The sequence below is a fragment of the Entomohabitans teleogrylli genome, from assembly GCF_001484765.1.
Classification (GTDB): Bacteria; Pseudomonadota; Gammaproteobacteria; order Enterobacterales; family Enterobacteriaceae; genus Entomohabitans; species Entomohabitans teleogrylli.
Map to the genome: position 1 here is coordinate 53,483 of NZ_KQ947378.1, position 25,355 is coordinate 78,837.

The window sequence follows — 25,355 nt, forward strand, 5'->3', positions numbered from 1 at the left end:
TTGAGTCAAACCAGCCGTTTTCTCTGGTTTGATGGTGGAATCGATAATGACTCTCGATACTTCGCGACAGTGCGCCGCGCCACAATGATGCCCTGATCGGATAGCATAGCGGTGAGCTTACTGTCGCTTAGCGGCTTCGCGGGGTTTTCCGCCGCGATTAATTTCTTCACCAGGGCGCGGATCGCCGTGGAGGAGGCTTCGCCGCCGCCTTCGGTATTCACGTGGCTGGAGAAGAAATACTTCAATTCGAAAATGCCTGCCGGACAGTGCAGGTATTTTTGCGTCGTCACTCGCGAGATAGTGGATTCGTGCATCTCCACGGCCTGGGCGATATCCGCCAGCACCATCGGCTTCATATGTTCTTCGCCGTGTTCAAAAAAAGCCTGCTGTTGTTCGACAATACAGCGACTGACGCGCAGTAGCGTATCGTTGCGGCTTTCGAGACTTTTAATAAGCCATTTGGCTTCCTGCAGATTGCTGCGAATGAATTGACTGTCGCTGTCATTGCGGGTGCCGCCGCACATTGCCGCATACTGCTGGTTGATCTTCAGGCGCGGGATACTGTCGGCGTTCAGTTCGACCACCCATTGCCCCTGATGTTTACGTACCAGTACGTCCGGAATAACATATTCCGGTTCGCTGGTATGGATCGACTGACCGGGACGCGGATCCAGCGACTGGATCAGGTTAACCGCCGCTTTCAGCACCTCTTCTTTCAGGCGCGTGACGCGCATCAGGGTGCGGAAATCGTGATTAGCCAGTAGATCGAGATGGTCGCTGACGATCAGCCGGGCATCTTCCAGCCCGGGGGTTGATTTGTCGTACTGGGAGAGCTGGACCAGCAGGCAATCGCGCAGATCCCTGGCCGCCACGCCGACCGGATCGAAGCGCTGGATACGCTTGAGAACAGCTTCGATCTCTTCCGGGGTGATCTCGTCATCGCCCATGCTTTCGCGGATCTCTTCCAGCGACACCGTCAGATAACCGGTGTCGTCCACCGCGTCGACGATGGAGGTAGCGATAGCGGCATCGGTGTCGGAAAAGGGGGTCAGCTCCACCTGCCACATCAGGTAATCCTGCAACGTCTGGGTAGTTTCGCCCTGATAAACGGGCAGTTCATCATCCTGATAATCGGCGCGGGTACCGGAAGGGGTGCCGGCGGTATAGATCTCGTCCCAACTGGCGTCCAGCGGCAGTTCGTCCGGCATCTCTTTTTGTTCCAGCGCTTCGCGGGTGTCGAGGGCTTCCTGCTCCGGCGCGCTGTGGGATTCCACTTCCAGGTGGGGATCGGTTTGCTCAAGCAATGGGTTACTTTCCAGCGCCTGCTGAAGCTCCTGTTGAAGTTCCAGCGTCGATAACTGCAGCAGACGAATTGCCTGCTGTAGTTGCGGGGTCATGGCGAGCTGCTGGCTGAGCCTCAGTTGCAAACCTTGCTTCATATTCAGAGCAAACATCCTCAGGTCGGGATACCGCGCGCCGCGATATCAGTCTGTTATGTCATCATAACGCCGCCGTCACTGGCGGCGTTTTCTCAGAACGAATCATGCCGATTCGTCATGCCGGAATCTCCCGCGCTGCGGGGTTCCAGTTGGTGAATAACCTTACCCTATCAGAGTCTGAACTCTTCCCCAAGGTATACGCGCTTAACCTGCTCGTTATGGAGGATTTCGTCCGGCGAACCGTGGGCTATCAGGTGCCCCTGGCTGACAATATAAGCGCGCTCACAGACGGCCAGTGTCTCACGCACGTTATGGTCGGTGATTAGCACGCCCAGGCCGCTGTCGCGTAAATGTTCGATGATTTTCTTAATGTCGATAACCGAAATCGGGTCTACCCCGGCGAAGGGCTCATCAAGCAGAATGAACTTGGGATTAGCGGCCAGCGCGCGGGCGATTTCAACGCGACGGCGTTCGCCGCCGGACAGCGACTGGCCGAGGTTGTTGCGCAGATGATCGATATGGAACTCTTCCAGCAGCTCGTTGGCTCTGTCTTCACGCTGCTCCGCGGAGAGATCGTCACGGATTTGCAGCACCGCCATCAGGTTGTCGAATACACTCAGGCGTCGGAAGATAGACGCTTCCTGCGGCAGGTAACCGATGCCGCGACGCGCCCGGGCGTGCAGCGGCAGCAGGCTGATGTCTTCATCATCGATGATGATATTGCCGGCATCGCGCGGCACAATGCCCACCACCATGTAGAAAGTCGTGGTTTTCCCCGCCCCGTTAGGACCCAGCAGGCCGACAATTTCGCCCGACTTGACCGTCAGACTCACGTCTTCCACCACGCGCCGGCCTTTATAGGCTTTGGCGAGGTTTTTCGCAATTAATGTTGCCATCGGTAGTTACTGACTCTTTTTCTGGGTGGCGTTATTGCCATTATTGCTCTTGTCCTGGAGCTGCGACGGAACCAGGACGGTGGTCACGCGTTTGCCCTTATCGCTAAAGGCCTGCATTTTCTGCTCTTTCACCAGATAGGTGATTTTGTCGCCTTTAATGTTGCTGTCCAGTTGTTCCAGTTGAGCGTTGCCGGTCAGCACCACATAGTCGTTCTGCAGCTCATAGTGCATGTGGCTGGCGTTGCCTTTTACCGGCTTACCGCTATCCTGCATCTGGTAAAAACGCGCCGGGTTGCCGTAGCCGTCAATCACCTCTTTGCCGTTTTCGCCGCCCGGGCGGGTAACGACCACTTTGTCGGCGTTAATTTTGATGCTGCCCTGGGTGACGACCACGTTACCGGTAAATGTCACCACATTGCCCTGCATATCCAGCGACTGCTGATCCGATTCGATATGGATCGGTTTGTCGGTATCGCCGGTCAGCGCGAAGGCGGGAAGGCTGCCCGCCAGCAGGGTGCTGGCCAGTACCAGGTGAAGGCTGAGTTTATTTATTCTGGATTTCATAGGAGGTTCTAACCTTTTCAATCAGCTCGGCGGTTTTACTGCGCAAATTACCACGCATCTTCAGGCCGCTGGAATTAAATGTGGTGCCATAAAGTGTGACCAGGTCATCAGAGGTAACATCCTGGGTCACAAGGTTAATCTGGGCGCTGTCAGTGGTGATTTTGCGCAACTGCGAGTCAGCGCTCAGCGCATTCACTTCCACATGGCCGTATAAATAAAGCATGCGCTCCTGAGTAAGTTTGGCGCGATCGGCGCGGATTGACCAGGTGGCTTTTTGATCGCTGTCATAGGTGGTCACGATCGGTTGCGTGAACCACGATACCGAGGTTGAGGAGAAGTATTCAACGTGTTTCGTCACCAGGCGATAACTCAGCGCGCCTTCCGGACTGTATACCAGGGTGGTGGACTGATCGCTTTTGTAGGTCGGTTCATTGTCGCTGGTCACCGGCGGCGGCGCTTCGTCGCGATCGACGAGGTTGACGCCGATCAGAATCAGCGCCAGCAGTGCCAGCAGGGTAATGATCCAGCGCCTGGTTTTACTCATATCGACTGCCCTGTGGCTTGATCAAGTTTGTCCTGCGCCAGTAGTATCAGGTCGCACACTTCACGCACCGCGCCGCGGCCGCCGCTGATGCGGGTCACATAGTCGGCTTTGGGCAACAGCAGCGGATGCGCGTCGCCGACTGCTACGCTGAGCCCGGTCTGCTCCATAACCGGCCAGTCAATTAAATCGTCGCCGATATAGGCCGCCTGGTCGGCGCTCAGCGCCAGCTTACTCAACAGTTCATCGAACGCCTGACGTTTGTCCGATTGCCCCTGATAGAGATGGGCAATACCCAGCGTCTGGCAACGATCTTCCAGCAGTTTTGCTTTACGCCCGGTGATGATCGCCACCTCAATGCCGGAGGTTAGCGCGCAGCGGATACCGTAACCGTCGCGTACGTTAAATGCTTTCAGCTCTTCACCGTTATTGCCCATATAAATCAACCCGTCGGACATGACGCCGTCAACGTCGAGGATCAACAGCCGTATATGCCGCGCTTTTTCCATTACGCTGGCGCTTACCGGGCCATAGCAGGTTTCAACCGTGGATGTCTGGTGATTCATTTACTTCATTATCCTTTATCACACTACGCCGGCGCGCAGTAAATCATGCATATGTACCACACCCAGTAACTGGTCGCCATCGGCAACCAGTACACAGGTGATATGACGCGACTGCATCAGGTTGAGTGCATCGACCGCCAGGGTCCCCGGACGAATACGGATACCGCCCGGGGTCATGACATCGACAATTTTCATGTTGTTCAGATCGAGTCCCATATCGAAGACCCGGCGCAGATCGCCGTCGGTAAAAATACCTTCGATTTTCATCAGATCGTCGCAAATAACCGTCATTCCCAGGTTTTTACGGGTGATCTCCAGCAGCGCGTCGCGCAGCGTGGCGTCGCGGCTGACGTGGGGGATCTCCTGCCCGGTGTGCATAATATCATTGACCCGTAGTAACAGTTTACGCCCAAGCGCGCCGCCGGGGTGGGAGAGCGCGAAATCTTCTGCGGTAAAACCGCGGGCTTCCAGCAAAGCGACCGCCAGCGCGTCGCCCATTACCAGCGTCGCCGTGGTGCTGGAGGTCGGCGCCAGCCCCAGCGGGCACGCCTCCTGGGGAACTTTAATACACAGATGAATATCCGCCGCCCGGGCCATCGCGCTGTCGGGACGGGCAGTCATACAGATCAACGGCACCTGCAGGCGCTTAAGCACCGGAATGAGCGCCAGAATTTCATTGGATTCGCCGGAGTTGGAGATGGCGAGGACAATATCCTGAGCGCTGACCATCCCCAAATCGCCATGGCTGGCTTCGCCGGGGTGCACGAAGAACGACGGAGTGCCGGTGCTGGCGAAGGTGGCGGCCATCTTACGTCCGATATGGCCCGATTTGCCCATACCCATCACCACCACTTTGCCGGCGCACCAGAATATTTTCTCGCAGGCGCGGGTGAAATCTTCATTAATGTACTGATCGAGCTGATCCAGGGCCTCACGTTCAATCTTCAGGACCGTTTTCCCCGCCTGCTGAAAGTCAAAGCCCGGAGGTAAATCTGCATGCGACATAAATGATTTCTCAGTTGTTCCGACCCTGGTGCTCTTTACTGCGCCGGTGTTCAGGCGGAAAAAATAAAGAGCGCCGATACCCATACCACGAAGCTGCTCAGTAGCAACGCCCCTGCGCGTTTTCCGATGCGGCGACGCTGCCAGCATAGCGCGGCGAAAATCACACTGACGGCCAGCATCACCCAGTAATCGCGAGCGATGGCGAGCGGATCGACCTCTGACGGGGCAATCAGCGCCGGCAGGCCCAGAACGAGGGTAATATTGAAAATACTTGAGCCAATAATATTACCAATCGCAATGTCGTCTTCACCTTTCCGTGCGCCGGCGATCGCCGTGGCCAGCTCCGGCAGGCTGGTGCCGACTGATATCAGGGTTAACCCGATCAACAGTTCGCTAAAGTTAAAGTAATTGGCGATCACCGCCGTATTGTCGATCACCATGCGGGTGGCGACCGGCATCAGGATCAACGCCACTCCCAGCCACAGAAAGGCGACCGAACCGTTTACTTCGCGCGGTAGCTCTGCCAGTTGCTCCCGGGTCAGGCTGTCGTTGCCCTGGCGCTCGGCCAGCCGGGCTATCTTAATGATAAAGAAAAGATAAAACACCGCGGCCAGTAGCAAAATTACTCCGTCGATGCGGCTGAGCGCGCCGTCGGACAGCAGCCATCCCGCCAGCAGGCTGGCTATCAACATTAGCGGTAATTCCCGGCGCAGGATATCAGAATGCACGGTAAATGGGTGCAATAAGGCCGCCAGACCGAGGATCAGCAGAATGTTGGTGGTGTTGGAGCCCAGCACAATGCCCACGGACAGGTCAAGCTGCCCGTGGAGCGCTGCTACGCTGGAGACCAGCATCTCCGGTAGCGAGGTGCCGACGCTGACAATCGTCATGCCGATAACCAGCGGTGGGATCCCCAGTGAGCGGCACAATATGGAAGCGGCGAAGACCAGACGATCGGCGGCGTAGACCACCAGGAGTAAACCGATTATTAACAGGGTCGTCGCCAGAAGCATGCAGAATCCTATATTCAGGTATAATCGCCGGCCCAGTGGCCTGAAGGACCTGGTCGCGCTGACAAATTGCCCGGGGGTTGTAGATCTCCTAATTTTGACGGTATGCGGCGGAAAAGTAAAACAAATGCCAGTTTTCGCTAACTGCCGCTGGTAATATTCTGTAAAAATGTTGGGTTTGTGGTGTGGTTTCGCGCCATGCTTAACCCTTACGATTTAGTGGGAAAGGACAAGCGAATGAGTCAGTCGCAGACGAACCTGGTCGATGTGCGGGGGGTGACGTTTTCCCGCGGCGAACGTTGTATTTTTGACGACATTTCGCTGACCGTTCCGCGTGGGAAGATCACGGCGATTATGGGGCCCTCGGGGATCGGCAAAACGACGTTGTTGCGGCTGATCGGCGGGCAAATTCGCCCTGAGCGGGGGGAGATCCTGTTTAACGGCGAGAATATTCCTGCGATGTCGCGCTCACGGTTATACAGTGTGCGTAAACACATGAGTATGCTGTTTCAGTCTGGCGCGCTGTTTACCGATCTCAATGTATTTGAAAACGTGGCTTATCCGCTGCGCGAACATACTCAACTGCCGGAACCGTTGCTGCACAGCACCGTAATGATGAAGCTGGAAGCCGTGGGGCTGCGCGGCGCGGCTATGCTAATGCCTTCTGAACTGTCCGGTGGGATGGCGCGTCGCGCCGCGCTGGCCCGAGCGATAGCCCTTGAGCCTGACCTGATCATGTTTGACGAGCCTTTTGTCGGCCAGGATCCGATCACCATGGGGGTGTTGGTTAAACTCATCTCTGAACTTAATCGCTCCCTCGGCGTCACCTGTATCGTGGTTTCTCATGATGTCCCCGAAGTGTTGAGCATCGCCGACTACGCTTATATTGTCGCCGATCGGCAGGTTGTGGCCCACGGTACGGCGAACGAGCTGCAGACCAATGGCGATCCCCGGGTGCGCCAGTTCCTTGATGGTATTGCCGATGGGCCGGTTCCCTTCCGCTTTCCCGCCGGGAGTTACTCATCTGATTTATTTCGACAGGAACAGGGAGTTAAGTAACCTATGCTGTTAAATTCACTGGCATCACTGGGGCGGCGGGGGATTAATACCTGCGCCACCTTCGGCAGAGCCGGGCTGATGTTATTCAACGCGCTGGTGGGGCGTCCCGAGTTCCGCAAACACGCGCCGCTGTTGGTTCGCCAGCTGTATTACGTCGGCGTCCTTTCGATGCTGATCATCATTGTTTCCGGTCTGTTTATCGGTATGGTGCTTGGGCTGCAGGGCTATCTGGTGCTGACCACTTATAGCGCGGAAACCAGTCTTGGCATGCTGGTGGCGCTATCGTTGCTGCGTGAGCTGGGGCCGGTGGTGTCCGCTCTGTTGTTCGCCGGGCGCGCCGGCTCGGCGCTGACGGCGGAGATAGGGCTGATGAAGGCCACCGAACAGCTTTCCAGTATGGAGATGATGGCCGTTGACCCGCTGCGTCGGGTGATCTCCCCGCGTTTCTGGGCCGGCGTTATTTCTCTGCCGCTGCTGTCGCTGATTTTCGTCGCCGTGGGTATCTGGGGCGGCGCGCTGGTCGGGGTAAGCTGGAAAGGCATCGACGCCGGCTTCTTCTGGTCGGCGATGCAGGACGCTGTTGAATGGCGTATGGATGTCGTTAACTGTGTTATTAAGAGTGTGGTGTTCGCCATTACGGTAACGTGGATTGCGTTATTTAATGGCTATGATGCGATTCCGACCTCCGCAGGGATCAGCCGGGCGACTACACGTACTGTTGTACACGCATCGTTGGCCGTACTTGGCCTTGATTTTGTGCTCACTGCACTGATGTTCGGGAATTAAGTCATGCAAACAAAGAAATTTGAAGTCTGGGTCGGCACATTTATGTTGGTTGCGCTGGTGGCGATAATTTTCCTGTGCCTGAAAGTGGCGGATGTGACTTCCTTGCGCAGCGAGGCTACCTATCGGGTGTATGCCACTTTTGACAATATCGGCGGTCTCAAAGTGCGTTCGCCGGTGCGTGTTGGCGGGGTGGTGATCGGTCGGGTGAGCGATATTACGCTGGATCCGCAAACTTACCTGCCGCGCGTTACGTTGAATATCAATGAGCGCTATAACCACATTCCGGATACCAGTTCACTGGCGATCCGTACCTCCGGCCTGCTGGGGGAGCAGTATCTGGCGCTCAACGTGGGGTTTGAGGACCCTGAGCTGGGAACCGCTATTCTGAAAGACGGCGATAAAATTCAGGACACCAAATCCGCGATGGTGCTGGAAGATCTGATCGGTCAGTTCCTGTACAACAGCAAAGGATCTGATAATAAGAATTCTGGCGATGCGCCGGCGTCCGGCACAGAGAATAATGTTCCTGCCGCGCCGTAATCCGGTTCGACGTATCAAATTAAGGAGAGTATGACTATGTTTAAACGCCTGTTAATGATCGCCACGCTGGTGATTGCCCCGCTGGCGACGGCAACAGCCGCGGATCAGTCCAACCCTTATAAGCTGATGGATCAGGCTGCGGAAAAAACCTTTAGCCGCCTGAAAAACGAGCAGCCGCAGATTCGCCAGAACCCTAACTATCTACGCGATATCGTCGATCAGGAGTTGCTGCCGTACGTGCAGATTAAATACGCCGGCGCGCTGGTGCTGGGCCGTTATTACAAAGACGCGACGCCGGCGCAGCGGGACGCTTATTTCGCGGCGTTCCGCGAATACCTCAAGCAGGCCTACGGCCAGGCGTTGGCGATGTATCATGGTCAGACCTACCAGATAGCCCCTGAGCAGCCGCTGGGCGACGCGACTATCCTGCCTATTCGTGTGACTATCCTCGATCCTAATGGTCGTCCGCCGGTGCGCCTGGATTTCCAGTGGCGCAAGAATACTCAGACCGGTCACTGGCAGGCCTTTGACATGATTGCCGAAGGAGTCAGTATGATCACCACCAAGCAGAATGAGTGGAGCGACGTGCTGCGCACTAAAGGCGTTGACGGCTTAACTGCTCTGCTGAAGTCCGCAGCCAGCCAGCCAATCACCCTGGACGAGAAAAAGTAATGGCCAGCGCCTTACGCTGGGAACATAAAGCGGGTCGTCTGGCGCTGAGCGGCGAGCTGGAAAGCGAAACGCTGAATCCGTTATGGGATGAACGCGAGCAGGTTACCCGGGATATCTCGCATATTGATGTCTCCGGACTTTCGCGTGTGGATACCGCCGGGCTGGCGCTGCTGGTGCACCTGGTGTCGCTGGCGCAGCGCCAGCGCAAAGACCTTCAGGTCACCGGCGCCGGTGATAAACTGACGACGCTGGCGCAGTTGTATAATTTGTCGCCTGATTTACTACCGCTGGCATAACCGCGGTGTTTTCAGCGCGTTACTGGAAGGGCCCCGAAAATATTGAGTCGGGGCCTTTTTTCATATTTAAGACCACAGCACTTTCCTCTAAGATGTGATGCTGTTTGTTAACCGACGATTAGTAGATCCCATGGAAAATCATGAAATTCAGACCGTGCTGATGAACGCACTGCCCCTCCAGGAAGTCCACGTCTCCGGCGATGGCAGCCATTTTCAGGTGATTGCCGTAGGGGATATGTTCGCCGATTTAAGTCGTGTCAAAAAACAGCAGGCGATCTACGCGCCGCTGATGGAATACATCGCGGATAACCGCATCCACGCGCTGTCGATCAAAGCCTACACCCCGCAGGAATGGGAACGCGATCGTAAATTGAATGGTTTTTGAGTTATCGGCCCGACGTCGGTAGCAATGTAATTGAATAACAGAGAGCAGGTTGATGGATAAATTTCGCGTGCAGGGGCCGGGCCGGCTGAGTGGTGAAGTAACAATTTCCGGGGCAAAGAATGCGGCGCTGCCCATCCTTTTTGCTGCGCTGTTGGCTGAAGAGCCGGTAGAAATCCAGAATGTCCCGAAGCTGAAAGACATTGATACCACCATGAAGTTGCTCAGCCAGTTGGGCACTAAAGTCGAACGTAACGGTTCGGTGTGGATTGACGCCAGTGAAGTTAATATTTTCTGCGCGCCCTATGAACTGGTTAAAACTATGCGCGCATCAATTTGGGCGCTGGGCCCGCTGGTCGCCCGTTTTGGTCAGGGGCAGGTTTCTCTGCCTGGCGGTTGCGCCATCGGCGCTCGTCCGGTGGATCTGCATATTACCGGCCTTGAGCAACTGGGTGCCGAGATCAAACTGGAGGAGGGCTACGTTAAGGCCTCTGTTCAGGGGCGCCTGAAAGGGGCGCATATCGTGATGGATAAAGTCAGCGTCGGCGCGACGGTGACGATTATGTCCGCCGCGACACTGGCGGAAGGCACTACGATCATTGAAAACGCCGCCCGTGAGCCGGAAATTGTCGATACGGCGAATTTCCTCAATACGCTGGGAGCGAAAATCACCGGTATGGGCACTGACCGCATCACCATTGAAGGCGTGCAGCGTCTTGGCGGCGGCGTCTACCGGGTATTGCCGGATCGCATTGAGACCGGGACCTTTCTGGTCGCTGCGGCGATCTCCGGCGGTAAGATTGTCTGCCATCGGGCGCAGCCGGATACTCTGGATGCGGTGCTGGCCAAGTTGCGTGAAGCCGGCGCGGATATCGAAGTGGGCGAAGACTGGATCAGCCTTGATATGCACGGTAAGCGTCCGAAGGCGGTGAACGTGCGTACTGCGCCGCATCCGGGGTTCCCGACTGACATGCAGGCACAGTTTACGCTGCTCAATCTGGTGGCTGAAGGTACCGGGGTGATTACCGAAACGATCTTCGAGAATCGCTTCATGCATGTGCCGGAGCTGATTCGTATGGGGGCGCACGCGGAAATTGAAAGCAATACCGTTATTTGTCACGGCGTTGAAAAACTGTCCGGCGCTCAGGTAATGGCCACCGATCTGCGTGCTTCCGCCAGCCTGGTATTGGCCGGGTGTATCGCTGAAGGTACGACAATCGTCGATCGTATTTACCATATCGATCGCGGCTATGAGCGGATTGAAGATAAGCTGAGTGCTTTGGGCGCGAAGATCGAGCGCGTGAAAGGCGAATAAGCGGCGACCGCAGCGTTACAGAAATGCCGGGGCGTTAATCGCCCCGTTTTTTTAGCGGTTACGGATCAGTTTCTGGCGATCGATAAACTCATGAGTGATCGGATCGTGATAGCGCGAAGGCCAGATAACCCACGGCTCCACGCCGATTGCCTGCGCAATAAGCCATTCACCTTTTGGCCAGGGGCGGGTCAACGCATTCGCCAGTGTAGAAGAACTCAGCCCGGCTTTGCGGGACTCGGCGGCGAGTGACGTTCCCTGTTTACGCAGCGCAGCAATAATATCGGCCGGATGCCAGTCGATGAATTTCCTTTCCATTTTTTCTCCCTGTACTCAATGTCAAGCTTTCGGCAATCGCTTTATGCGGAAGCTTACTTTACCGTATAACGTTTCCAAATGGTTTCAATAAATTCTTAATGTATTCGGAAATGTGCAGGGCGACACACAGTGATGTAATTGGGGTGAAATAAGGAATCGCAGGGAAAGCGGCCCGCGCGCAAACGCAGGCCAGGGATTAATAATGGCGTTGAACTGACAGGTGCGCCAGACCAATCAGCGCTTCTTTGTGAGGAGAGTCGGGCAAAACGGCCAGCGCGGCAATGGCTTTATCGGCTTCCTGCTCGGCGCGCATTTGCGTCCACTCCAGAGAGCCGCAGGCGGCCATGGTTTCCAGAACCGGTTCCAGTAAATGGCGACCATTACCCTGGATAATCGCATCGCGGATCATCTGCGCCTGTTCCGGGGTGCCGTGGCGCATGGCGTGCAGCAGCGGCAACGTCGGTTTACCTTCATTAAGATCGTCGCCAACATTTTTACCCAGCGTTTTACCGTCAGCGCTGTAATCCAGCAGATCGTCAACTAACTGAAACGCCGTACCGAGGTAGCGTCCGTAATCCTGCATCGCCTGTTCCTGGGCTGCGTCTGCGCCGGCCAGAATCGCAGAACACTGGGAAGCCGCTTCGAACAAACGCGCGGTCTTACTATAGATGACGCGCATGTAGTTCTCTTCGCTGATATCCGGATCGTTGACGTTCATCAACTGTAGCACTTCGCCTTCGGCAATCACGTTAACGGCCTCTGACATGATACGCAGGACTTTCAGGGAGCCGAGGCTGGTCATCATCTGGAAGGCGCGGGTATAGATGAAATCGCCCACCAGTACGCTGGCGGCGTTGCCAAAGGCGGCATTCGCGGTGGCTTTACCGCGGCGCATGTCGGACTCATCTACAACGTCATCGTGAAGCAGCGTGGCGGTATGGATAAACTCGATGAGCGCCGCAATGGTGATGTGGGCCTCACCCTGATAACCGAGCGACCGTGCCGCCAGTACCGCGATCATTGGGCGAATACGTTTTCCGCCGCCGCTGATGATGTAGTAGCCCAATTGGTTGATGAGCTGAACGTCGGAACTGAGTTGTTCGAGGATTGTCGCGTTGACTCCCGCCATATCTTGCGCGGTTAACTGGTTAATATTTTCTAAATTCATCGCAAAAATCTGGCCATCGTTCCGTTACCACAGGTGATCTATGGAATTAACGAGATTGTTAAAATACCTACCGTAGTGCTGATTGTACCGAAAAACGGCGACAGTTAAACGCTGCAATCACGGTTGCGTTTTTTTTCTACGCAGAATGACAATCGCACTTGTCAAAGCCTCACGATTTGCGTAATATTCGCGCCCTATTGTGAATATTTATAGCGCGCTCTGAGAAACACAGAAGGCGCGCGGAAAGCGGAGTTTTTTATGTACGCGGTTTTCCAAAGTGGTGGTAAACAACACCGAGTAAGCGAAGGTCAGACCGTTCGCCTGGAAAAGCTGGACATCGCAACTGGCGAAACCATTGAGTTCGCTGAAGTTCTGATGATCGCAAATGGTGAAGATGTCAAAATCGGCGTTCCGTTCGTTGATGGCGGCGTAATCAAAGCAGAAGTCGTTGCTCACGGCCGTGGCGAAAAGGTGAAAATCGTTAAGTTTCGCCGTCGTAAACACTACCGTAAGCAGCAAGGCCATCGCCAGTGGTTCACTGATGTGAAAATCACCGGTATCAGCGCTTAATTACCAGGGGAGCATATATAAATGGCACACAAAAAGGCTGGCGGCTCAACTCGTAACGGTCGCGATTCTGAAGCTAAACGTCTGGGCGTAAAACGTTTCGGCGGTGAAGCAGTTCTGGCTGGCAGCATCATCGTTCGTCAGCGTGGTACTAAATTCCATGCTGGTAGCAACGTAGGTTGCGGCCGCGACCACACTCTGTTCGCTTTGGCTGACGGTAAAGTTAAGTTCGAAGTTAAAGGCCCGAAAAACCGTAAATTCGTCAGCATCGTCGCTGAATAAGTTTTTCGTGTCCCGGTAACGGATGGAAGCCCCGCAACGTGTTGCGGGGCTTTTTACATTCTTACACCGACGCCTCAGATCCAGCGGGCGTTTGATGGCGGTACGGTAAAGGAATTGGTAATGAAACAGCAGGCGGGCATCGGTATCATCCTGGCGCTGACAACGGCTATGTTCTGGGGAGCGCTGCCGATTGCGATGAAACAGGTGCTGGAAGTGATGGAACCGCCCACCATTGTTTTTTATCGTTTCCTGATGGCTGGCGCCGGCCTGGGGATCATCCTCGCCGTACGCGGCAAGTTGCCGCCGCTGAAGATGTTTCGTAAACCCCGCTGGTTGATTTTGTTGATTATCGCGACGGCAGGGCTGGTCGGGAACTTCATCCTGTTCAGCTCTTCACTGCAGTATGTCAGCCCGACGGCGTCTCAGGTGATAGGTCAGCTCTCTCCGGTGGGGATGATGGTGGCCAGCGTCATCATTCTGAAAGAGAAAATGCGCGGTACCCAGGTGGTGGGCGCGCTGATGTTGTTGTGCGGCCTGGTGATGTTTTTCAACACCAGTCTGGTGGAGATATTTACCCGGCTGACCGATTACACCTGGGGGGTGATTTTCGGGGTCGGGGCGTCAATGGTGTGGGTGAGCTACGGTGTGGCGCAGAAGATCTTGTTGCGTCGTCTTGCCTCACAACAAATCCTGCTTTTGCTGTACACTTTATGTACGATAGTATTACTGCCGCTGGCGCAGCCGGCGGTCATTATGCAGCTCAGTAACTGGCAACTGGCGTGTCTGATTTTTTGCGGGTTGAATACCCTGATTGGGTACGGCGCACTGGCAGAGGCGATGGCCCGCTGGCAGGCGGCGCAGGTGAGCGCCCTGATCACGTTGACGCCATTGTTTACGCTGCTGTTTTCAGATTTATTATCACTCGCCTGGCCTGAGTACTTTGCCATGCCGATACTGAATATGGTCGGGTATCTGGGTGCCTTTGTGGTGGTCGCGGGAGCGATGTATTCCGCCATCGGCCACCGCCTGTGGGGACGCTGGCGCAAAAACGACACGGTTGTGCAGGCACCTCGTCCGGGCGAATGATTTTCGGAGAAGTAAAATGAAGTTTGTTGATGAAGCAACGATTCTGGTCGCGGCGGGAGATGGCGGCAACGGCTGCGTGAGTTTCCGTCGTGAAAAGTATATTCCTAAAGGCGGTCCGGACGGCGGCGATGGCGGCGATGGCGGCGATGTCTGGATGGAAGCCGACGAGAACCTCAATACCCTAATCGATTACCGCTTTGAGAAGTCTTTTCGTGCCGAACGTGGGCAGAATGGTCAAAGCCGCGACTGCACCGGGAAACGTGGTAAAGATGTCACCATCAAAGTGCCGGTGGGCACCCGGGTTATCGACCAGGGAACCGGCGAGACCATGGGCGATATGACCCGACACGGGCAGCGCCTGATGGTGGCGAAAGGGGGTTGGCATGGTCTGGGCAACACCCGTTTTAAATCGTCCGTTAACCGTACCCCGCGCCAGAAAACCAACGGTACGCCCGGTGAGAAACGCGATCTGCAGCTGGAGCTGATGCTGCTGGCGGATGTCGGTATGCTGGGGCTGCCCAACGCCGGTAAATCAACCTTTATCCGTGCGGTATCCGCCGCGAAGCCGAAGGTAGCCGATTATCCGTTTACCACCCTGGTGCCAAGCCTTGGCGTGGTGCGTATGGATAACGAGAAAAGCTTTGTGGTGGCCGATATCCCCGGTCTGATTGAAGGGGCCGCGGAAGGCGCGGGTCTGGGGATCCGTTTTCTGAAGCATCTGGAGCGCTGCCGCGTGCTACTGCATCTGATCGATCTGGCGCCGATCGACGGTTCTGATCCGGTAGAGAATGCCCGGGTTATCATCGGCGAACTGGAAAAGTACAGTGAAAAGCTGGCTTCTAAACCGCGCTGGCTGGTATTCAATAAAATTGATCTGCTGGATCGCGCAGAGGCGGAAGCCAAAGCCCAGGAAATTGCTCAGGCGCTGGGCTGGGAAGGTAAGCATTACCTGATCTCCGCCGCCAGCCGCGACGGGGTTAATGCGCTGTGCTGGGATGTCATGAACTTTATCATTGAAAACCCAATTGTCGATGAGGAAGAGAGCGCATCGCCGGAAAAAGTCGAATTCATGTGGGACGATTACCACCGTCAGCAGCTTGAAGAGGCGGAAGCCGAAGCTGAAGAAGAGTGGGATGACGACTGGGATGAGGACGACGAAGAAGGCGTAGAGTTTATTTATAAGCGCTAATTAACGACCGGGAGCCTGAAGGCTCCCGGTGTGTTTTGACCCTTAGAAATATTTCTTCCGGTGCACCGGCTGCCATGACCGCCAGTGGAGGTTTGCGCCAGATATCCGGATGTTGCCTGTCTCGCTGTCGCCCTGGGGACGGGAAATATTACTGGATGGTATGCGGCAGCCAACAGCCGGCGTTCAGCCCCGGTCCGTCAGTGCGGTTGTCGAGAATCAACCTGCCATGATGTAACTGCGTAATGCGCTGGACGATACTCAGCCCGAGGCCGCTGCCGCCATAGCGCTGATCGAGACGGCGCCAGGGCTCCACAAGGGTTTTGCGATGCTGCTCGTCAATCCCCGGTCCTTCGTCAAGCACGTTGAGCCGTGTCCCCGTGGCCTCTTCCCGCAGCTCGACGCGAATCATGCTGCCTTCCGGGCTGTAGCGGGATGCATTTTCCAGCAGATTGCGCAGTAGCAGACGTAACAGCACCGCATCGCCCTGAACAGCCAGTGAAGAAGGGGCAGGCCAGGCGATCTGTTGCCGCCGTCGGGCGGCCAGCTCCTCCATTTCCATGGTCAACGGGGCGACGATTTGTTCACTCCAGTTGATATCGCTGTAGTGGCCGCTGGCCAGCGCCTGGCCAGCCCGTGACAGCATCAGCAATTGCTCGATGGTATGCATCAGCAGATCAACCCGTTCGACCAGCATCCCGGCCTGAGCCGTGCCTGCCTGCTCCATTAACTCCAGATGCAGGCGGATCCCCGCCAGCGGTGTGCGCAGCTCATGGGCGGCATCGGCGGTAAAGAGCCGCTCCTGTTGAATAGTATGGTCGAGCCGGGCCAGTAACTGGTTAAGGGAACTGGTCACCGCCACCATCTCTTCCATATCCGAATACATAGGCAGCGGCGTCAGGTTATCCGCTGAACGGCCAGACAGACTGGTACGCAGCCGGTTTAACGGGCGGGTGATCCAGGTTACGGCCCAGAAGGAGAAAAACAGCGTGAAGCCGACCATCACCAGGGAAGGAACCAGTAGTGAGGCGATGGCCTCGCGGATCTCTTTTTCGACATGCTGATTGCGCGCCCTGGCAGACAGCGTTTCATTGACCAGGAAACCGATCTGTTCGCGGCTCTCATGCCACAGCCAGATAACGCTGATAAGCTGAAAAAACAGCAGAATGATCGCCAGCAGAATCATAAGGCGGCGGCGCATGCTGGTCACGAATGGCTCTCCAGACGGTAACCGACGCCGCGCACCGTTTTGATGCGATCTTTACCCAGTTTGCGGCGCAGGTTGTGAATATGTACCTCCAGGGTATTGGAGCCCGGATCATCCTGCCAACTGTAGATATCCTGCTGCAGCGTTTCGCGGTGCACCGTCTGGCCAACCCGCATGATAAGCCGCGTCAGTAGGGCGAATTCTTTGGGCGTCACCTCCACTGGCATGTCGTCCAGCAACACCTGACGGGAACTAAGATTAAGGGTCAGATTATCATGCTGAATCAGATTATCGCTCTGGCCCTGGTAGCGGCGAATCAGCGCCCGAACGCGCGCCTGAAGCTCTACCAGCGCAAACGGCTTCACCAGATAGTCGTCGGCGCCGGCATCCAGGCCGCTGACCCGATCTTCCAGCGCATCGCGGGCGGTCAGTATTAATACTGCCGTACTGACCCCCCGGCGGCGCCACTGACCAAGCAGCTCCGCGCCGTCTTTATCCGGCAGACCGAGATCGAGGATCACCAGGCTATATTCTCCGCTTTGCAATAACGCGTCGGCTTCGGCGGCGCTGCCTGCGCAATCCAGGGCATAGCCCTCTTTACTGAGCGCAATTGAAAGCCCTTCCTGCAGCAGCGTATCGTCTTCAACAATCAGTAGCTTCATCGTCAATTATTCTGGTAGATGTCTTTGTACAGACGACTCTCAAAACGCACCAGCGGGATACGCCGGTTGCGCTGATCGGCTGGCTCGACGGCATAACCCGACAGATACTGGACAAACGCCATGCGCTGACCGCTGGCGGTGGTAATAAACCCAGCCAGATTATAGACCCCCTGCAGGGATCCGGTTTTTGCCGACACTTTACCGTCCACGCCCGCCTGATTCAGGCCGGCACGGTACTGTAGCGAACCATCGTGCCCCGCCAGCGGTAGCATTGTAATAAAATTCAACTGGCTGTCGTTCTGAGCAATGTACTGCAAAATTTGCATCATGGTTGCGGGGGCGATCAGGTTATGGCGCGAAAGACCGGAGCCGTCAACCACGATCGTGTTGCCGAGACTAATGCCCGCTTTCTGGCGCAATAACTGGCGTACTGCATCAGCGCCGGCGCGCCAGGTACCGGGGACGCCATAGTAGCTGTGCCCAATGGTTCGAAAGACGGTATCGGCAATCATGTTATCAGACTTTTTCAGCATCACTGTTAACAGCTCATGCAGTGGCGCTGACTGAGTGCTGGCGAGTACGGTACCGGGCGGGTTCGGCTGTGTCTGGCGCAACAGCGTGCCGGTATAATCAATACTGGCGCTCTTCAGCTCGGCTTTTAGCAGAGCGCCGGCATAGCTGGCGCCGTCCTGAATGGCGAACGCCAGCGGAAGTGGATCGCTGCGCTGAGACAGGCAGCCGGTCAGGGTATAGCGGTTAAGATCGCCGGTGACCACGTCCAGCTCGCAGTACTGAGCTTCCGCGGAGCCCCGCGCCAGCGTTTTCACCTGACTGAAAACGGTGACCGGATAATAAGACGCGATGCGTACAAAAGCCGGATCGCCGGCCTTTGGCGCACTGCTCAGCGACACGGAAAAGCAGTTTTTATCGACAATAGCCGCCGAAGGCGGTGCGCTGAAGCACTGGGTCATGTCGTTCCACGGCCAGCCGGGGGCTTTATCATGGCTGGCGAATACGGAGGTATCGATCATCACGTTACCGCGGATTTGGCGCACTCCGGCTTTTGACAGGGTGGCGATCATATTGCGCAATTGCTGGCGCTTCAGGGTCGGATCGCCGGAAAAGCGCGCGATCAGATCACCTTCCAGTACACCATTTTTTATCGCGCCGCGGCTTTCCAGCGTGGTGGTGAATCGGTAATCCGCACCGAGTTGCAGCAGAGCGGCCAGGGCGGTGATCACTTTCTGAGTACTGGCGGGCAGCGCCATTTGCTGGCTGTGATAATCGATAACCGGCGCACTGGCGCCCACTTTTTGAACCATTAACGCCAGGTTTGCTCCCGCCGGTAACTGATTAACGTACTCTTCTACACTGGCGGCATGGGCGGTTAACGCCGCCGAGCAGCCCAACATGGCGACGACAAATCTGGAAAATTGCATAATCTCGCGGTTACAGCCTGGAAACACGGTGCCGTCATACTAAGGCGCATCGCCCCGTAAAGTAAACGATGACCCTCAGGGAACTTCAGGGTAAAATGTTTATCAAAATGAAAAATCGATACTGACCTGGAGGATGCGCTCCGGGTCAGTTTTCTTTTGTTTTTCGTCCGGTAAAGGGTGTGCGCCGCCGGATGAGTGGTAAATACACGCCTGCAGATTTTACCGATTGCTGGGGTGTTTTATTTAAGAGGTATAACAAATGCAAGCTATTCCGATGACACTACGTGGTGCTGAAAAATTGCGTGAAGAACTGGAGTTTCTGAAGTCGGTTCGGCGTCCGGAAATCATCGCCGCGATTGCGGAAGCGCGCGAACATGGCGATCTGAAAGAAAACGCAGAGTACCATGCCGCCCGCGAGCAGCAGGGATTTTGTGAAGGCCGAATCAAAGATATTGAAGCCAAACTTTCTAATGCCCAGGTGATTGATATCACCAAAATGCCGAACAACGGGCGGGTGATTTTTGGCGCGACGGTCACCGTGCTGAACCTCGACACGGATGAAGAGCAGACCTATCGCATTGTCGGCGATGATGAAGCGGATTTTAAACAGAACCTGATTTCCGTGAACTCGCCAATAGCGCGCGGCCTGGTCGGCAAAGAAGTAGACGATTCGGTCGTCATCGACACGCCTGGGGGGCAGGTAGAATTTGATATCGTGAAGGTCGAGTACCTGTGATATCTGCTACGCTCTACATCAGTGGGGTTTTGTAAAACCAGGTAAAAGGCCGCGGTGCGGCCTTTTAACCATGGTTGAGGCGTGGCATGTTCACACTCGCCGCCAGAAGGGTGTTGATTCTGGTAGCCAATTTGGCCGGAACAACGCCTTTTTAGCGCGGCAGCGAAATCTTACGCTCTTCGGTGGGGCGGTAAAGAATCAGCGTTTTACCGATGACCTGTACATTACAGGCGCCGGTTTCCCGCACGATAGCTTCCACGATCAAGGTCCTGGTATCGCGTTCTTCAGTGGCGATTTTCACCTTGATTAACTCATGGTGCTCAAGCGCTTGTTCAATCTCGGCCAGTACCCCTTCGGTCAAACCATTGTTGCCAAGCATGACTACCGGCTTGAGCGAATGTGCCAGACCTTTCAGGTGCTGTTTTTGTTTAGTACTCAGATTCATCGTATTTTTTGCTTAGTTGGGATTGAAAACGGTTCATTCTACCGCCATCTCCCCTCAGTAGCCAAATAACAACCTCCTTTTTTCGGGGCGGAGGTGTTCGATGAACCCGGATGGAATGTGAAATGACAGGTAAAAAGCGTTCTGCCAGCTCCAGTCGCTGGCTTCAGGAACACTTTAGCGATAAATATGTTCAACAGGCGCAGAAAAAGGGGCTACGTTCCCGCGCCTGGTTTAAACTTGATGAAATACAACAGAGTGACAAGCTTTTTAAACCGGGAATGACGGTGGTCGATCTCGGCGCCGCCCCTGGTGGATGGTCGCAATATGTGGTAACCCAGATAGGTGGCAGTGGTCGTATCATCGCTTGCGATCTTTTACCTATGGATCCAATCGTTGGTGTGGACTTCCTTCAGGGGGATTTTCGTGATGAATTAGTCATGAAAGCCCTTATGGAACGTGTAGGTGATAGTCAGGTACAGGTTGTCATGTCCGATATGGCGCCGAACATGAGCGGGACGCCTGCTGTAGATATTCCCCGCGCCATGTATCTGGTAGAGCTGGCGCTTGAAATGTGCCGCGACGTACTGGCTCCCGGGGGGAGTTTTGTAGTGAAAGTGTTTCAGGGCGAAGGTTTCGATGAGTACCTGCGGGAAATTCGTTCTCTGTTTACGAAAGTTAAAGTTCGTAAACCGGACTCTTCGCGCGCCCGTTCGCGCGAAGTGTATATTGTAGCGACCGGGCGTAAAGTATAACCATGAGTATTCGGGCCCCGGCGGCATAAACCACCGCTGTCGCTTGAAAGACGCTGGATATATAGTATCCTGACGCTGTTTTTAACACAGTTGTAATAAGAGGTTAATCCCTTGAGTGACATGGCGAAAAACCTAATACTCTGGCTGGTCATCGCAGTTGTGCTGATGTCAGTTTTCCAGAGCTTTGGGCCCAGCGAGTCAAATGGCCGTAGGGTGGATTACTCTACCTTCCTGCAAGAAGTCAACCAGGACCAGGTTCGCGAAGCGCGTATCAACGGACGTGAGATTAACGTTACCAAGAAAGACAGTAACCGTTACACGACGTATATTCCGGTTAACGATCCCAAATTGCTTGATAACCTTCTGACCAAGAACGTGAAGGTCGTAGGCGAACCACCGGAAGAGCCGAGCCTGTTGGCTTCGATCTTTATCTCCTGGTTCCCGATGCTGCTGCTGATTGGGGTGTGGATCTTCTTTATGCGCCAGATGCAGGGCGGCGGCGGCAAAGGCGCCATGTCGTTCGGTAAGAGCAAGGCGCGGATGCTGACTGAAGACCAGATCAAAACCACGTTTGCGGACGTTGCCGGCTGCGACGAAGCAAAAGAGGAAGTGGGCGAGCTGGTGGAATACCTGCGCGAGCCGAGCCGTTTCCAGAAACTGGGCGGTAAGATCCCTAAAGGTATCCTGATGGTGGGGCCGCCGGGTACCGGTAAAACGCTGCTGGCAAAGGCTATCGCCGGTGAAGCGAAAGTGCCTTTCTTTACCATTTCCGGCTCTGACTTTGTTGAAATGTTCGTTGGCGTGGGGGCATCCCGCGTGCGTGATATGTTCGAACAGGCCAAGAAAGCGGCGCCCTGCATTATCTTTATCGATGAAATCGATGCCGTGGGTCGCCAGCGCGGCGCGGGTCTGGGTGGCGGTCACGATGAACGTGAACAAACCCTGAACCAGATGCTGGTCGAAATGGATGGCTTTGAAGGCAACGAAGGTATCATCGTTATCGCGGCGACTAACCGCCCGGACGTTCTGGATCCGGCATTGCTGCGTCCTGGTCGTTTTGACCGTCAGGTCGTGGTTGGCCTGCCGGACGTGCGCGGACGTGAGCAGATCCTGAAAGTGCATATGCGTCGGGTGCCGCTGGCGACCGATATTGACGCGGCGATTATTGCCCGCGGTACGCCGGGTTTCTCTGGCGCCGATTTGGCTAACCTGGTGAACGAAGCGGCGCTGTTTGCCGCTCGCGGCAACAAGCGCGTGGTTTCCATGGTGGAGTTTGAGAAAGCGAAAGACAAAATCATGATGGGCGCGGAACGCCGCTCCATGGTGATGACGGAAGCGCAGAAAGAGTCTACCGCGTACCACGAAGCAGGCCACGCGATCATTGGCCGTCTGGTGCCGGAACACGATCCGGTGCATAAAGTGACTATTATTCCGCGCGGGCGTGCGCTGGGTGTGACTTTCTTCCTGCCGGAAGGCGATGCTATCAGCGCCAGCCGTCAGAAGCTGGAAAGTCAGATTTCCACTCTGTACGGCGGCCGTCTGGCGGAAGAGATCATTTATGGCGTAGAGCATGTCTCTACCGGCGCTTCCAACGACATTAAAGTGGCGACTAACCTGGCACGCAACATGGTGACCCAGTGGGGTTTCTCCGACAAGCTGGGGCCGCTGCTGTATGCTGAAGAAGATGGTGAAGTCTTCCTTGGTCGTAGCGTGGCGAAAGCCAAGCATATGTCTGATGAGACTGCGCGGATTATCGACCAGGAAGTGAAGGCGCTGATTGAACGTAACTACAATCGCGCGCGTCAGATCCTCAACGATAACATGGACATCTTGCACGCGATGAAAGATGCGCTCATGAAATATGAGACTATTGATGCGCCGCAGATCGATGACCTGATGGCGCGCCGTGAAGTGCGCCCGCCGGCTGGCTGGGAAGATCCGAATACAAACGGTAATTCTGACAATAACGGTACTCCTCGAGCGCCGCGTCCGGTTGATGAACCGCGTACGCCAAACCCGGGCAATACCATGTCAGAAGAGTTGGGCGATAAGTAATTACCGCGCCATATGATATTGTTTGAAACTGAAAACCCCGGGGCCTGCTCCGGGGTTTTTCTTTTGCCTTAACCTCAGGATTTACAAGGGATAGCAATGAAACTCTTTGCCCAGGGCTCAACACTGGACCTTTCACACCCCCATGTGATGGGGATTCTCAATGTCACGCCAGACTCCTTTTCCGACGGCGGAACTCACAACACGCTGGTTGAGGCGGTCAAACACGCTAATTTGATGCTTAATGCCGGGGCAACGATTATCGATGTGGGAGGCGAATCCACGCGCCCGGGCGCAGCGGAAGTCAGTGTGGAAGAGGAGCTTGCGCGCGTGGTGCCGGTCGTTGAGGCGATCGCCCGGCGCTTTGAGGTGTGGATCTCTGTGGATACCTCGAAACCTGAAGTGATTCGCGAGTCGGCGCGAGTGGGCGCTCACATTATTAATGATATTCGCTCCCTGACCGAGCCGGGGGCGCTGGAGGCGGCGGCGCAGAGTGGGCTGCCGGTGTGCCTGATGCATATGCAGGGGCAGCCGAAGACCATGCAGCAGGCGCCGGTCTATGATGATGTGTTTGTTGATGTGCAGCGTTTTTTCGTTGAGCACATTGCCCGCTGCGAAGCCGCAGGCATCGCAAAAGAAAAATTGTTACTCGACCCGGGGTTCGGTTTCGGTAAGAATCTCAACCATAATTATCAGCTTCTGGCCAGACTCTCTGAACTTCACCATTTCGGCCTGCCGCTTCTGGTGGGGATGTCGCGTAAATCGATGGTGGGGCAGTTGCTGAATGTTGGACCGGATCAGCGTCTGAGCGGTAGTCTGGCGTGTGCGGTGATTGCCGCGATGCAGGGGGCTCAGATTATTCGTGTACACGATGTGAAAGAGACAGTTGAAGCGATGAGGGTGGTTGAAGCCACACTGTCAGCAAGGGATAACAAACGTTATGAGTAACCGTAAATATTTTGGCACCGATGGTGTCCGCGGGCGGGTTGGCGATGTGCCTATCACCCCTGATTTTGTCCTGAAGCTGGGCTGGGCGGCCGGTAAAGTGCTGGCGCGTCATGGTTCGCGTAAAGTGATTATTGGTAAAGATACGCGCATTTCTGGTTATATGCTGGAGTCCGCGCTTGAGGCTGGCCTTGCCGCTGCCGGCCTTTCCGCCGCTTTTACTGGTCCGATGCCGACCCCGGCAGTGGCATACCTGACGCGCACCTTCCGCGCCGAAGCGGGAATTGTTATCTCTGCCTCGCACAACCCGTTCTATGACAATGGCATCAAATTCTTTTCCATTGACGGTACCAAGCTACCGGATAACGTTGAAGAGGCTATCGAGGCGGAGCTGGAAAAAGAGATTAGCTGCGTGGATTCCGCTGAGCTCGGAAAAGCGAGCCGTATTGTTGATGCCGCCGGTCGCTACATCGAATTCTGTAAAGCCACATTCCCTAACGAACTTAGCCTCAACGGCCTGAAAATTGTCGTTGATTGCGCCAATGGGGCGACCTATCACATCGCGCCGAATGTATTGCGCGAACTGGGGGCAACGGTGATTACCGTCGGCTGTGAGCCCAATGGCCTGAATATCAACGACAAATGTGGCGCCACGGATGTACGCATGTTGCAGGAGCGGGTGATCAAAGAACAGGCCGATCTTGGTATCGCTTTCGATGGCGATGGCGACCGGGTGATTATGGTTGACCACGAAGGCAATAAAGTCGACGGCGATCAGATCCTGTATATCATCGCCCGGGAGGCGCTGCGTCAGGGGCAATTGCACGGCGGCGCGGTCGGTACGTTGATGAGCAATATGGGGCTGGAGGTCGCGCTCAGGCAACTGGGGGTACCGTTTGCCCGGGCGAAAGTCGGCGATCGCTATGTTATGGAGCTGATGCAGGAGAAAGGCTGGCGAATCGGTGCCGAAAACTCGGGCCATGTGATCCTGCTGGACCAGACCACCACTGGCGATGGTATTGTGGCAGGTTTGCAAGTACTTACTGCAATCGTGCGTAATAATATGAGTCTGCATGACTTGTGCAGCGGCATGAAACTATTCCCACAGATCCTCGTGAATGTGCGCTACACCGCGGGTTCCGTCGATCCGCTGGAAAATGAGACGGTGAAAAACGTCACTGCCGAAGTGGAAGCGGCGCTCGGTAAGCGTGGGCGTGTGCTGCTGCGTAAATCCGGTACTGAACCGCTGATTCGCGTGATGGTGGAAGGCGAAGATGAGGGGCAGGTGACGGCGTTTGCCAACCGTATTGCTGATGCAGTAAAAAACGTCTAACCGCAGCATAGTGTTTAAGGCCGGTTATTCCGGCCTTTTTTATGTGATACGGCGGAGTAATGCCCGGCTTTACGCGGCGATAAAAATCAGAAACGTACCAGAGATGTAC

At 55.4% G+C, this 25,355-nt stretch carries 29 protein-coding genes; 16 read left to right on the forward strand and 13 right to left on the reverse strand.

Features of this window, described 5'->3' with window-relative positions; translation table 11 throughout:
- Window positions 1-5: 5 nt before the first annotated feature.
- From rpoN to AQ981_RS05835, 7 genes are all read right to left on the reverse strand, one after another.
- Complete coding sequence (gene rpoN, locus AQ981_RS05805; RefSeq protein ID WP_058911079.1) at window positions 6-1,439, reverse strand: RNA polymerase factor sigma-54; 1,434 nt, start codon at window positions 1,437-1,439, stop codon at window positions 6-8.
- A 170-nt stretch (window positions 1,440-1,609) separates the two neighbouring features.
- Window positions 1,610-2,335, reverse strand: coding sequence for an LPS export ABC transporter ATP-binding protein (gene lptB / locus AQ981_RS05810; RefSeq protein ID WP_058910817.1), 726 nt, complete (start codon window positions 2,333-2,335; stop codon window positions 1,610-1,612).
- Window positions 2,336-2,341: 6 nt separating this feature from the next.
- Entirely contained in the window at window positions 2,342-2,899 is a 558-nt protein-coding gene (lptA, locus tag AQ981_RS05815) for a lipopolysaccharide ABC transporter substrate-binding protein LptA (protein WP_058910818.1), read from the reverse strand.
- Complete coding sequence (lptC, locus tag AQ981_RS05820; protein ID WP_058910819.1) at window positions 2,880-3,443, reverse strand: LPS export ABC transporter periplasmic protein LptC; 564 nt, start codon at window positions 3,441-3,443, stop codon at window positions 2,880-2,882. Before lptC ends, lptA begins: the two co-directional genes overlap by 20 nt.
- Window positions 3,440-4,006, reverse strand: a complete 567-nt coding sequence (gene kdsC, locus AQ981_RS05825; RefSeq protein ID WP_058910820.1) for a 3-deoxy-manno-octulosonate-8-phosphatase KdsC — start codon at window positions 4,004-4,006, stop codon at window positions 3,440-3,442. The genes lptC and kdsC overlap by 4 nt, the downstream gene beginning before the upstream one ends.
- Before the next feature lie 18 nt (window positions 4,007-4,024).
- A complete protein-coding gene (kdsD, locus tag AQ981_RS05830) occupies window positions 4,025-5,011 on the reverse strand; it encodes an arabinose-5-phosphate isomerase KdsD (protein WP_058911080.1) in 987 nt (328 codons plus the stop codon).
- A gap of 50 nt (window positions 5,012-5,061) precedes the next feature.
- Window positions 5,062-6,024, reverse strand: coding sequence for a calcium/sodium antiporter (locus AQ981_RS05835; RefSeq protein ID WP_058910821.1), 963 nt, complete (start codon window positions 6,022-6,024; stop codon window positions 5,062-5,064).
- Window positions 6,025-6,258: 234 nt separating this feature from the next.
- Between AQ981_RS05835 and mlaF the strand changes: the two genes are divergently transcribed.
- The 7 genes from mlaF to murA all read left to right on the forward strand — a co-directional run bounded on the left by mlaF (window position 6,259) and on the right by murA (window position 11,071).
- Window positions 6,259-7,080 (forward strand): phospholipid ABC transporter ATP-binding protein MlaF, encoded by an 822-nt coding sequence (gene mlaF, locus AQ981_RS05840; protein WP_058910822.1) that lies wholly within the window; start codon window positions 6,259-6,261, stop codon window positions 7,078-7,080.
- 3 nt (window positions 7,081-7,083) lie between these two features.
- Window positions 7,084-7,866: a lipid asymmetry maintenance ABC transporter permease subunit MlaE gene (mlaE, locus tag AQ981_RS05845; protein WP_058910823.1), complete on the forward strand. Its 783-nt coding sequence runs from the start codon at window positions 7,084-7,086 to the stop codon at window positions 7,864-7,866.
- A 3-nt stretch (window positions 7,867-7,869) separates the two neighbouring features.
- Window positions 7,870-8,406, forward strand: coding sequence for an outer membrane lipid asymmetry maintenance protein MlaD (gene mlaD, locus AQ981_RS05850; protein ID WP_058910824.1), 537 nt, complete (start codon window positions 7,870-7,872; stop codon window positions 8,404-8,406).
- A gap of 36 nt (window positions 8,407-8,442) precedes the next feature.
- Window positions 8,443-9,078 (forward strand): phospholipid-binding protein MlaC, encoded by a 636-nt coding sequence (mlaC, locus tag AQ981_RS05855; protein WP_058910825.1) that lies wholly within the window; start codon window positions 8,443-8,445, stop codon window positions 9,076-9,078.
- Entirely contained in the window at window positions 9,078-9,374 is a 297-nt protein-coding gene (mlaB, locus tag AQ981_RS05860) for a lipid asymmetry maintenance protein MlaB (RefSeq protein WP_058910826.1), read from the forward strand. Before mlaC ends, mlaB begins: the two co-directional genes overlap by 1 nt.
- 130 nt (window positions 9,375-9,504) lie before the next feature.
- On the forward strand, window positions 9,505-9,759 hold the full coding sequence (gene ibaG / locus AQ981_RS05865; RefSeq protein WP_058910827.1) for a BolA family iron metabolism protein IbaG: 255 nt from the start codon (window positions 9,505-9,507) through the stop codon (window positions 9,757-9,759).
- Between the two features lie 52 nt (window positions 9,760-9,811).
- Window positions 9,812-11,071: a UDP-N-acetylglucosamine 1-carboxyvinyltransferase gene (gene murA / locus AQ981_RS05870; RefSeq protein ID WP_058910828.1), complete on the forward strand. Its 1,260-nt coding sequence runs from the start codon at window positions 9,812-9,814 to the stop codon at window positions 11,069-11,071.
- A 51-nt stretch (window positions 11,072-11,122) separates the two neighbouring features.
- On the opposite strand, the gene sfsB is transcribed toward murA, so the two are convergent.
- Both sfsB and ispB read right to left on the reverse strand, forming a co-directional pair.
- Entirely contained in the window at window positions 11,123-11,386 is a 264-nt protein-coding gene (gene sfsB / locus AQ981_RS05875) for a DNA-binding transcriptional regulator SfsB (RefSeq protein WP_058910829.1), read from the reverse strand.
- 196 nt (window positions 11,387-11,582) lie between these two features.
- A complete protein-coding gene (gene ispB / locus AQ981_RS05880) occupies window positions 11,583-12,554 on the reverse strand; it encodes an octaprenyl diphosphate synthase (protein ID WP_058910830.1) in 972 nt (323 codons plus the stop codon).
- 258 nt (window positions 12,555-12,812) lie between these two features.
- On the opposite strand from ispB, the gene rplU reads away from it, so the two are divergent.
- From rplU to cgtA, 4 genes are all read left to right on the forward strand, one after another.
- Window positions 12,813-13,124: a 50S ribosomal protein L21 gene (rplU, locus tag AQ981_RS05885; protein WP_024554649.1), complete on the forward strand. Its 312-nt coding sequence runs from the start codon at window positions 12,813-12,815 to the stop codon at window positions 13,122-13,124.
- A 21-nt stretch (window positions 13,125-13,145) separates the two neighbouring features.
- Window positions 13,146-13,403: a 50S ribosomal protein L27 gene (rpmA, locus tag AQ981_RS05890; RefSeq protein ID WP_058910831.1), complete on the forward strand. Its 258-nt coding sequence runs from the start codon at window positions 13,146-13,148 to the stop codon at window positions 13,401-13,403.
- 120 nt (window positions 13,404-13,523) lie between these two features.
- Window positions 13,524-14,489 (forward strand): DMT family transporter, encoded by a 966-nt coding sequence (locus AQ981_RS05895; protein ID WP_058910832.1) that lies wholly within the window; start codon window positions 13,524-13,526, stop codon window positions 14,487-14,489.
- Window positions 14,490-14,505: 16 nt separating this feature from the next.
- On the forward strand, window positions 14,506-15,678 hold the full coding sequence (gene cgtA, locus AQ981_RS05900) for an Obg family GTPase CgtA (protein ID WP_058910833.1): 1,173 nt from the start codon (window positions 14,506-14,508) through the stop codon (window positions 15,676-15,678).
- A gap of 148 nt (window positions 15,679-15,826) precedes the next feature.
- On the opposite strand, the gene pmrB is transcribed toward cgtA, so the two are convergent.
- From pmrB to dacB, 3 genes are read right to left on the reverse strand one after another with little or no spacing between them, the layout of a single operon-like run.
- Window positions 15,827-16,885, reverse strand: coding sequence for a two-component system sensor histidine kinase PmrB (gene pmrB / locus AQ981_RS05905; RefSeq protein ID WP_058910834.1), 1,059 nt, complete (start codon window positions 16,883-16,885; stop codon window positions 15,827-15,829).
- Window positions 16,882-17,544 carry a two-component system response regulator PmrA gene (gene pmrA / locus AQ981_RS05910; protein WP_058910835.1) on the reverse strand — a complete coding sequence of 221 codons (663 nt, stop codon included), beginning with the start codon at window positions 17,542-17,544 and terminating at the stop codon, window positions 16,882-16,884. The genes pmrB and pmrA overlap by 4 nt, the downstream gene beginning before the upstream one ends.
- A gap of 2 nt (window positions 17,545-17,546) precedes the next feature.
- Entirely contained in the window at window positions 17,547-18,983 is a 1,437-nt protein-coding gene (gene dacB, locus AQ981_RS05915; RefSeq protein ID WP_058910836.1) for a serine-type D-Ala-D-Ala carboxypeptidase, read from the reverse strand.
- Window positions 18,984-19,242: 259 nt separating this feature from the next.
- Here dacB and greA point away from each other — a divergent pair, with 259 nt between their 5' ends.
- Window positions 19,243-19,719 carry a transcription elongation factor GreA gene (greA, locus tag AQ981_RS05920; RefSeq protein ID WP_058910837.1) on the forward strand — a complete coding sequence of 159 codons (477 nt, stop codon included), beginning with the start codon at window positions 19,243-19,245 and terminating at the stop codon, window positions 19,717-19,719.
- 151 nt (window positions 19,720-19,870) lie between these two features.
- On the opposite strand, the gene yhbY is transcribed toward greA, so the two are convergent.
- Complete coding sequence (yhbY, locus tag AQ981_RS05925; RefSeq protein ID WP_058910838.1) at window positions 19,871-20,164, reverse strand: ribosome assembly RNA-binding protein YhbY; 294 nt, start codon at window positions 20,162-20,164, stop codon at window positions 19,871-19,873.
- Between the two features lie 122 nt (window positions 20,165-20,286).
- Between yhbY and rlmE the strand changes: the two genes are divergently transcribed.
- The 4 genes from rlmE (at window position 20,287) to glmM (ending at window position 25,246) form a co-directional block, all read left to right on the forward strand.
- The gene (rlmE, locus tag AQ981_RS05930) at window positions 20,287-20,916 is read left to right on the forward strand and encodes a 23S rRNA (uridine(2552)-2'-O)-methyltransferase RlmE (RefSeq protein ID WP_058910839.1); all 630 of its coding nucleotides are present in this window, start codon (window positions 20,287-20,289) and stop codon (window positions 20,914-20,916) included.
- A gap of 120 nt (window positions 20,917-21,036) precedes the next feature.
- Window positions 21,037-22,971, forward strand: coding sequence for an ATP-dependent zinc metalloprotease FtsH (gene ftsH / locus AQ981_RS05935; protein ID WP_058910840.1), 1,935 nt, complete (start codon window positions 21,037-21,039; stop codon window positions 22,969-22,971).
- A gap of 96 nt (window positions 22,972-23,067) precedes the next feature.
- Window positions 23,068-23,916: a dihydropteroate synthase gene (folP, locus tag AQ981_RS05940; protein WP_058910841.1), complete on the forward strand. Its 849-nt coding sequence runs from the start codon at window positions 23,068-23,070 to the stop codon at window positions 23,914-23,916.
- The gene (gene glmM / locus AQ981_RS05945; protein WP_058910842.1) at window positions 23,909-25,246 is read left to right on the forward strand and encodes a phosphoglucosamine mutase; all 1,338 of its coding nucleotides are present in this window, start codon (window positions 23,909-23,911) and stop codon (window positions 25,244-25,246) included. Before folP ends, glmM begins: the two co-directional genes overlap by 8 nt.
- Window positions 25,247-25,355: the final 109 nt, after the last annotated feature.

What these genes read in the sequence shown, in the direction of transcription:
- rpoN (WP_058911079.1), bottom strand. Translation starts at nt 1,439, where the DNA reads ATGAAGCAAGGTTTGCAACTGAGGCTCAGCCAGCAGCTCGCCATGACC.
- lptB (WP_058910817.1), bottom strand. Translation starts at nt 2,335, where the DNA reads ATGGCAACATTAATTGCGAAAAACCTCGCCAAAGCCTATAAAGGCCGG.
- lptA (WP_058910818.1), bottom strand. Translation starts at nt 2,899, where the DNA reads ATGAAATCCAGAATAAATAAACTCAGCCTTCACCTGGTACTGGCCAGC.
- lptC (WP_058910819.1), bottom strand. Translation starts at nt 3,443, where the DNA reads ATGAGTAAAACCAGGCGCTGGATCATTACCCTGCTGGCACTGCTGGCG.
- kdsC (WP_058910820.1), bottom strand. Translation starts at nt 4,006, where the DNA reads ATGAATCACCAGACATCCACGGTTGAAACCTGCTATGGCCCGGTAAGC.
- kdsD (WP_058911080.1), bottom strand. Translation starts at nt 5,011, where the DNA reads ATGTCGCATGCAGATTTACCTCCGGGCTTTGACTTTCAGCAGGCGGGG.
- AQ981_RS05835 (WP_058910821.1), bottom strand. Translation starts at nt 6,024, where the DNA reads ATGCTTCTGGCGACGACCCTGTTAATAATCGGTTTACTCCTGGTGGTC.
- mlaF (WP_058910822.1), top strand. Translation starts at nt 6,259, where the DNA reads ATGAGTCAGTCGCAGACGAACCTGGTCGATGTGCGGGGGGTGACGTTT.
- mlaE (WP_058910823.1), top strand. Translation starts at nt 7,084, where the DNA reads ATGCTGTTAAATTCACTGGCATCACTGGGGCGGCGGGGGATTAATACC.
- mlaD (WP_058910824.1), top strand. Translation starts at nt 7,870, where the DNA reads ATGCAAACAAAGAAATTTGAAGTCTGGGTCGGCACATTTATGTTGGTT.
- mlaC (WP_058910825.1), top strand. Translation starts at nt 8,443, where the DNA reads ATGTTTAAACGCCTGTTAATGATCGCCACGCTGGTGATTGCCCCGCTG.
- mlaB (WP_058910826.1), top strand. Translation starts at nt 9,078, where the DNA reads ATGGCCAGCGCCTTACGCTGGGAACATAAAGCGGGTCGTCTGGCGCTG.
- ibaG (WP_058910827.1), top strand. Translation starts at nt 9,505, where the DNA reads ATGGAAAATCATGAAATTCAGACCGTGCTGATGAACGCACTGCCCCTC.
- murA (WP_058910828.1), top strand. Translation starts at nt 9,812, where the DNA reads ATGGATAAATTTCGCGTGCAGGGGCCGGGCCGGCTGAGTGGTGAAGTA.
- sfsB (WP_058910829.1), bottom strand. Translation starts at nt 11,386, where the DNA reads ATGGAAAGGAAATTCATCGACTGGCATCCGGCCGATATTATTGCTGCG.
- ispB (WP_058910830.1), bottom strand. Translation starts at nt 12,554, where the DNA reads ATGAATTTAGAAAATATTAACCAGTTAACCGCGCAAGATATGGCGGGA.
- rplU (WP_024554649.1), top strand. Translation starts at nt 12,813, where the DNA reads ATGTACGCGGTTTTCCAAAGTGGTGGTAAACAACACCGAGTAAGCGAA.
- rpmA (WP_058910831.1), top strand. Translation starts at nt 13,146, where the DNA reads ATGGCACACAAAAAGGCTGGCGGCTCAACTCGTAACGGTCGCGATTCT.
- AQ981_RS05895 (WP_058910832.1), top strand. Translation starts at nt 13,524, where the DNA reads ATGAAACAGCAGGCGGGCATCGGTATCATCCTGGCGCTGACAACGGCT.
- cgtA (WP_058910833.1), top strand. Translation starts at nt 14,506, where the DNA reads ATGAAGTTTGTTGATGAAGCAACGATTCTGGTCGCGGCGGGAGATGGC.
- pmrA (WP_058910835.1), bottom strand. Translation starts at nt 17,544, where the DNA reads ATGAAGCTACTGATTGTTGAAGACGATACGCTGCTGCAGGAAGGGCTT.
- dacB (WP_058910836.1), bottom strand. Translation starts at nt 18,983, where the DNA reads ATGCAATTTTCCAGATTTGTCGTCGCCATGTTGGGCTGCTCGGCGGCG.
- greA (WP_058910837.1), top strand. Translation starts at nt 19,243, where the DNA reads ATGCAAGCTATTCCGATGACACTACGTGGTGCTGAAAAATTGCGTGAA.
- yhbY (WP_058910838.1), bottom strand. Translation starts at nt 20,164, where the DNA reads ATGAATCTGAGTACTAAACAAAAACAGCACCTGAAAGGTCTGGCACAT.
- rlmE (WP_058910839.1), top strand. Translation starts at nt 20,287, where the DNA reads ATGACAGGTAAAAAGCGTTCTGCCAGCTCCAGTCGCTGGCTTCAGGAA.
- ftsH (WP_058910840.1), top strand. Translation starts at nt 21,037, where the DNA reads ATGGCGAAAAACCTAATACTCTGGCTGGTCATCGCAGTTGTGCTGATG.
- folP (WP_058910841.1), top strand. Translation starts at nt 23,068, where the DNA reads ATGAAACTCTTTGCCCAGGGCTCAACACTGGACCTTTCACACCCCCAT.
- glmM (WP_058910842.1), top strand. Translation starts at nt 23,909, where the DNA reads ATGAGTAACCGTAAATATTTTGGCACCGATGGTGTCCGCGGGCGGGTT.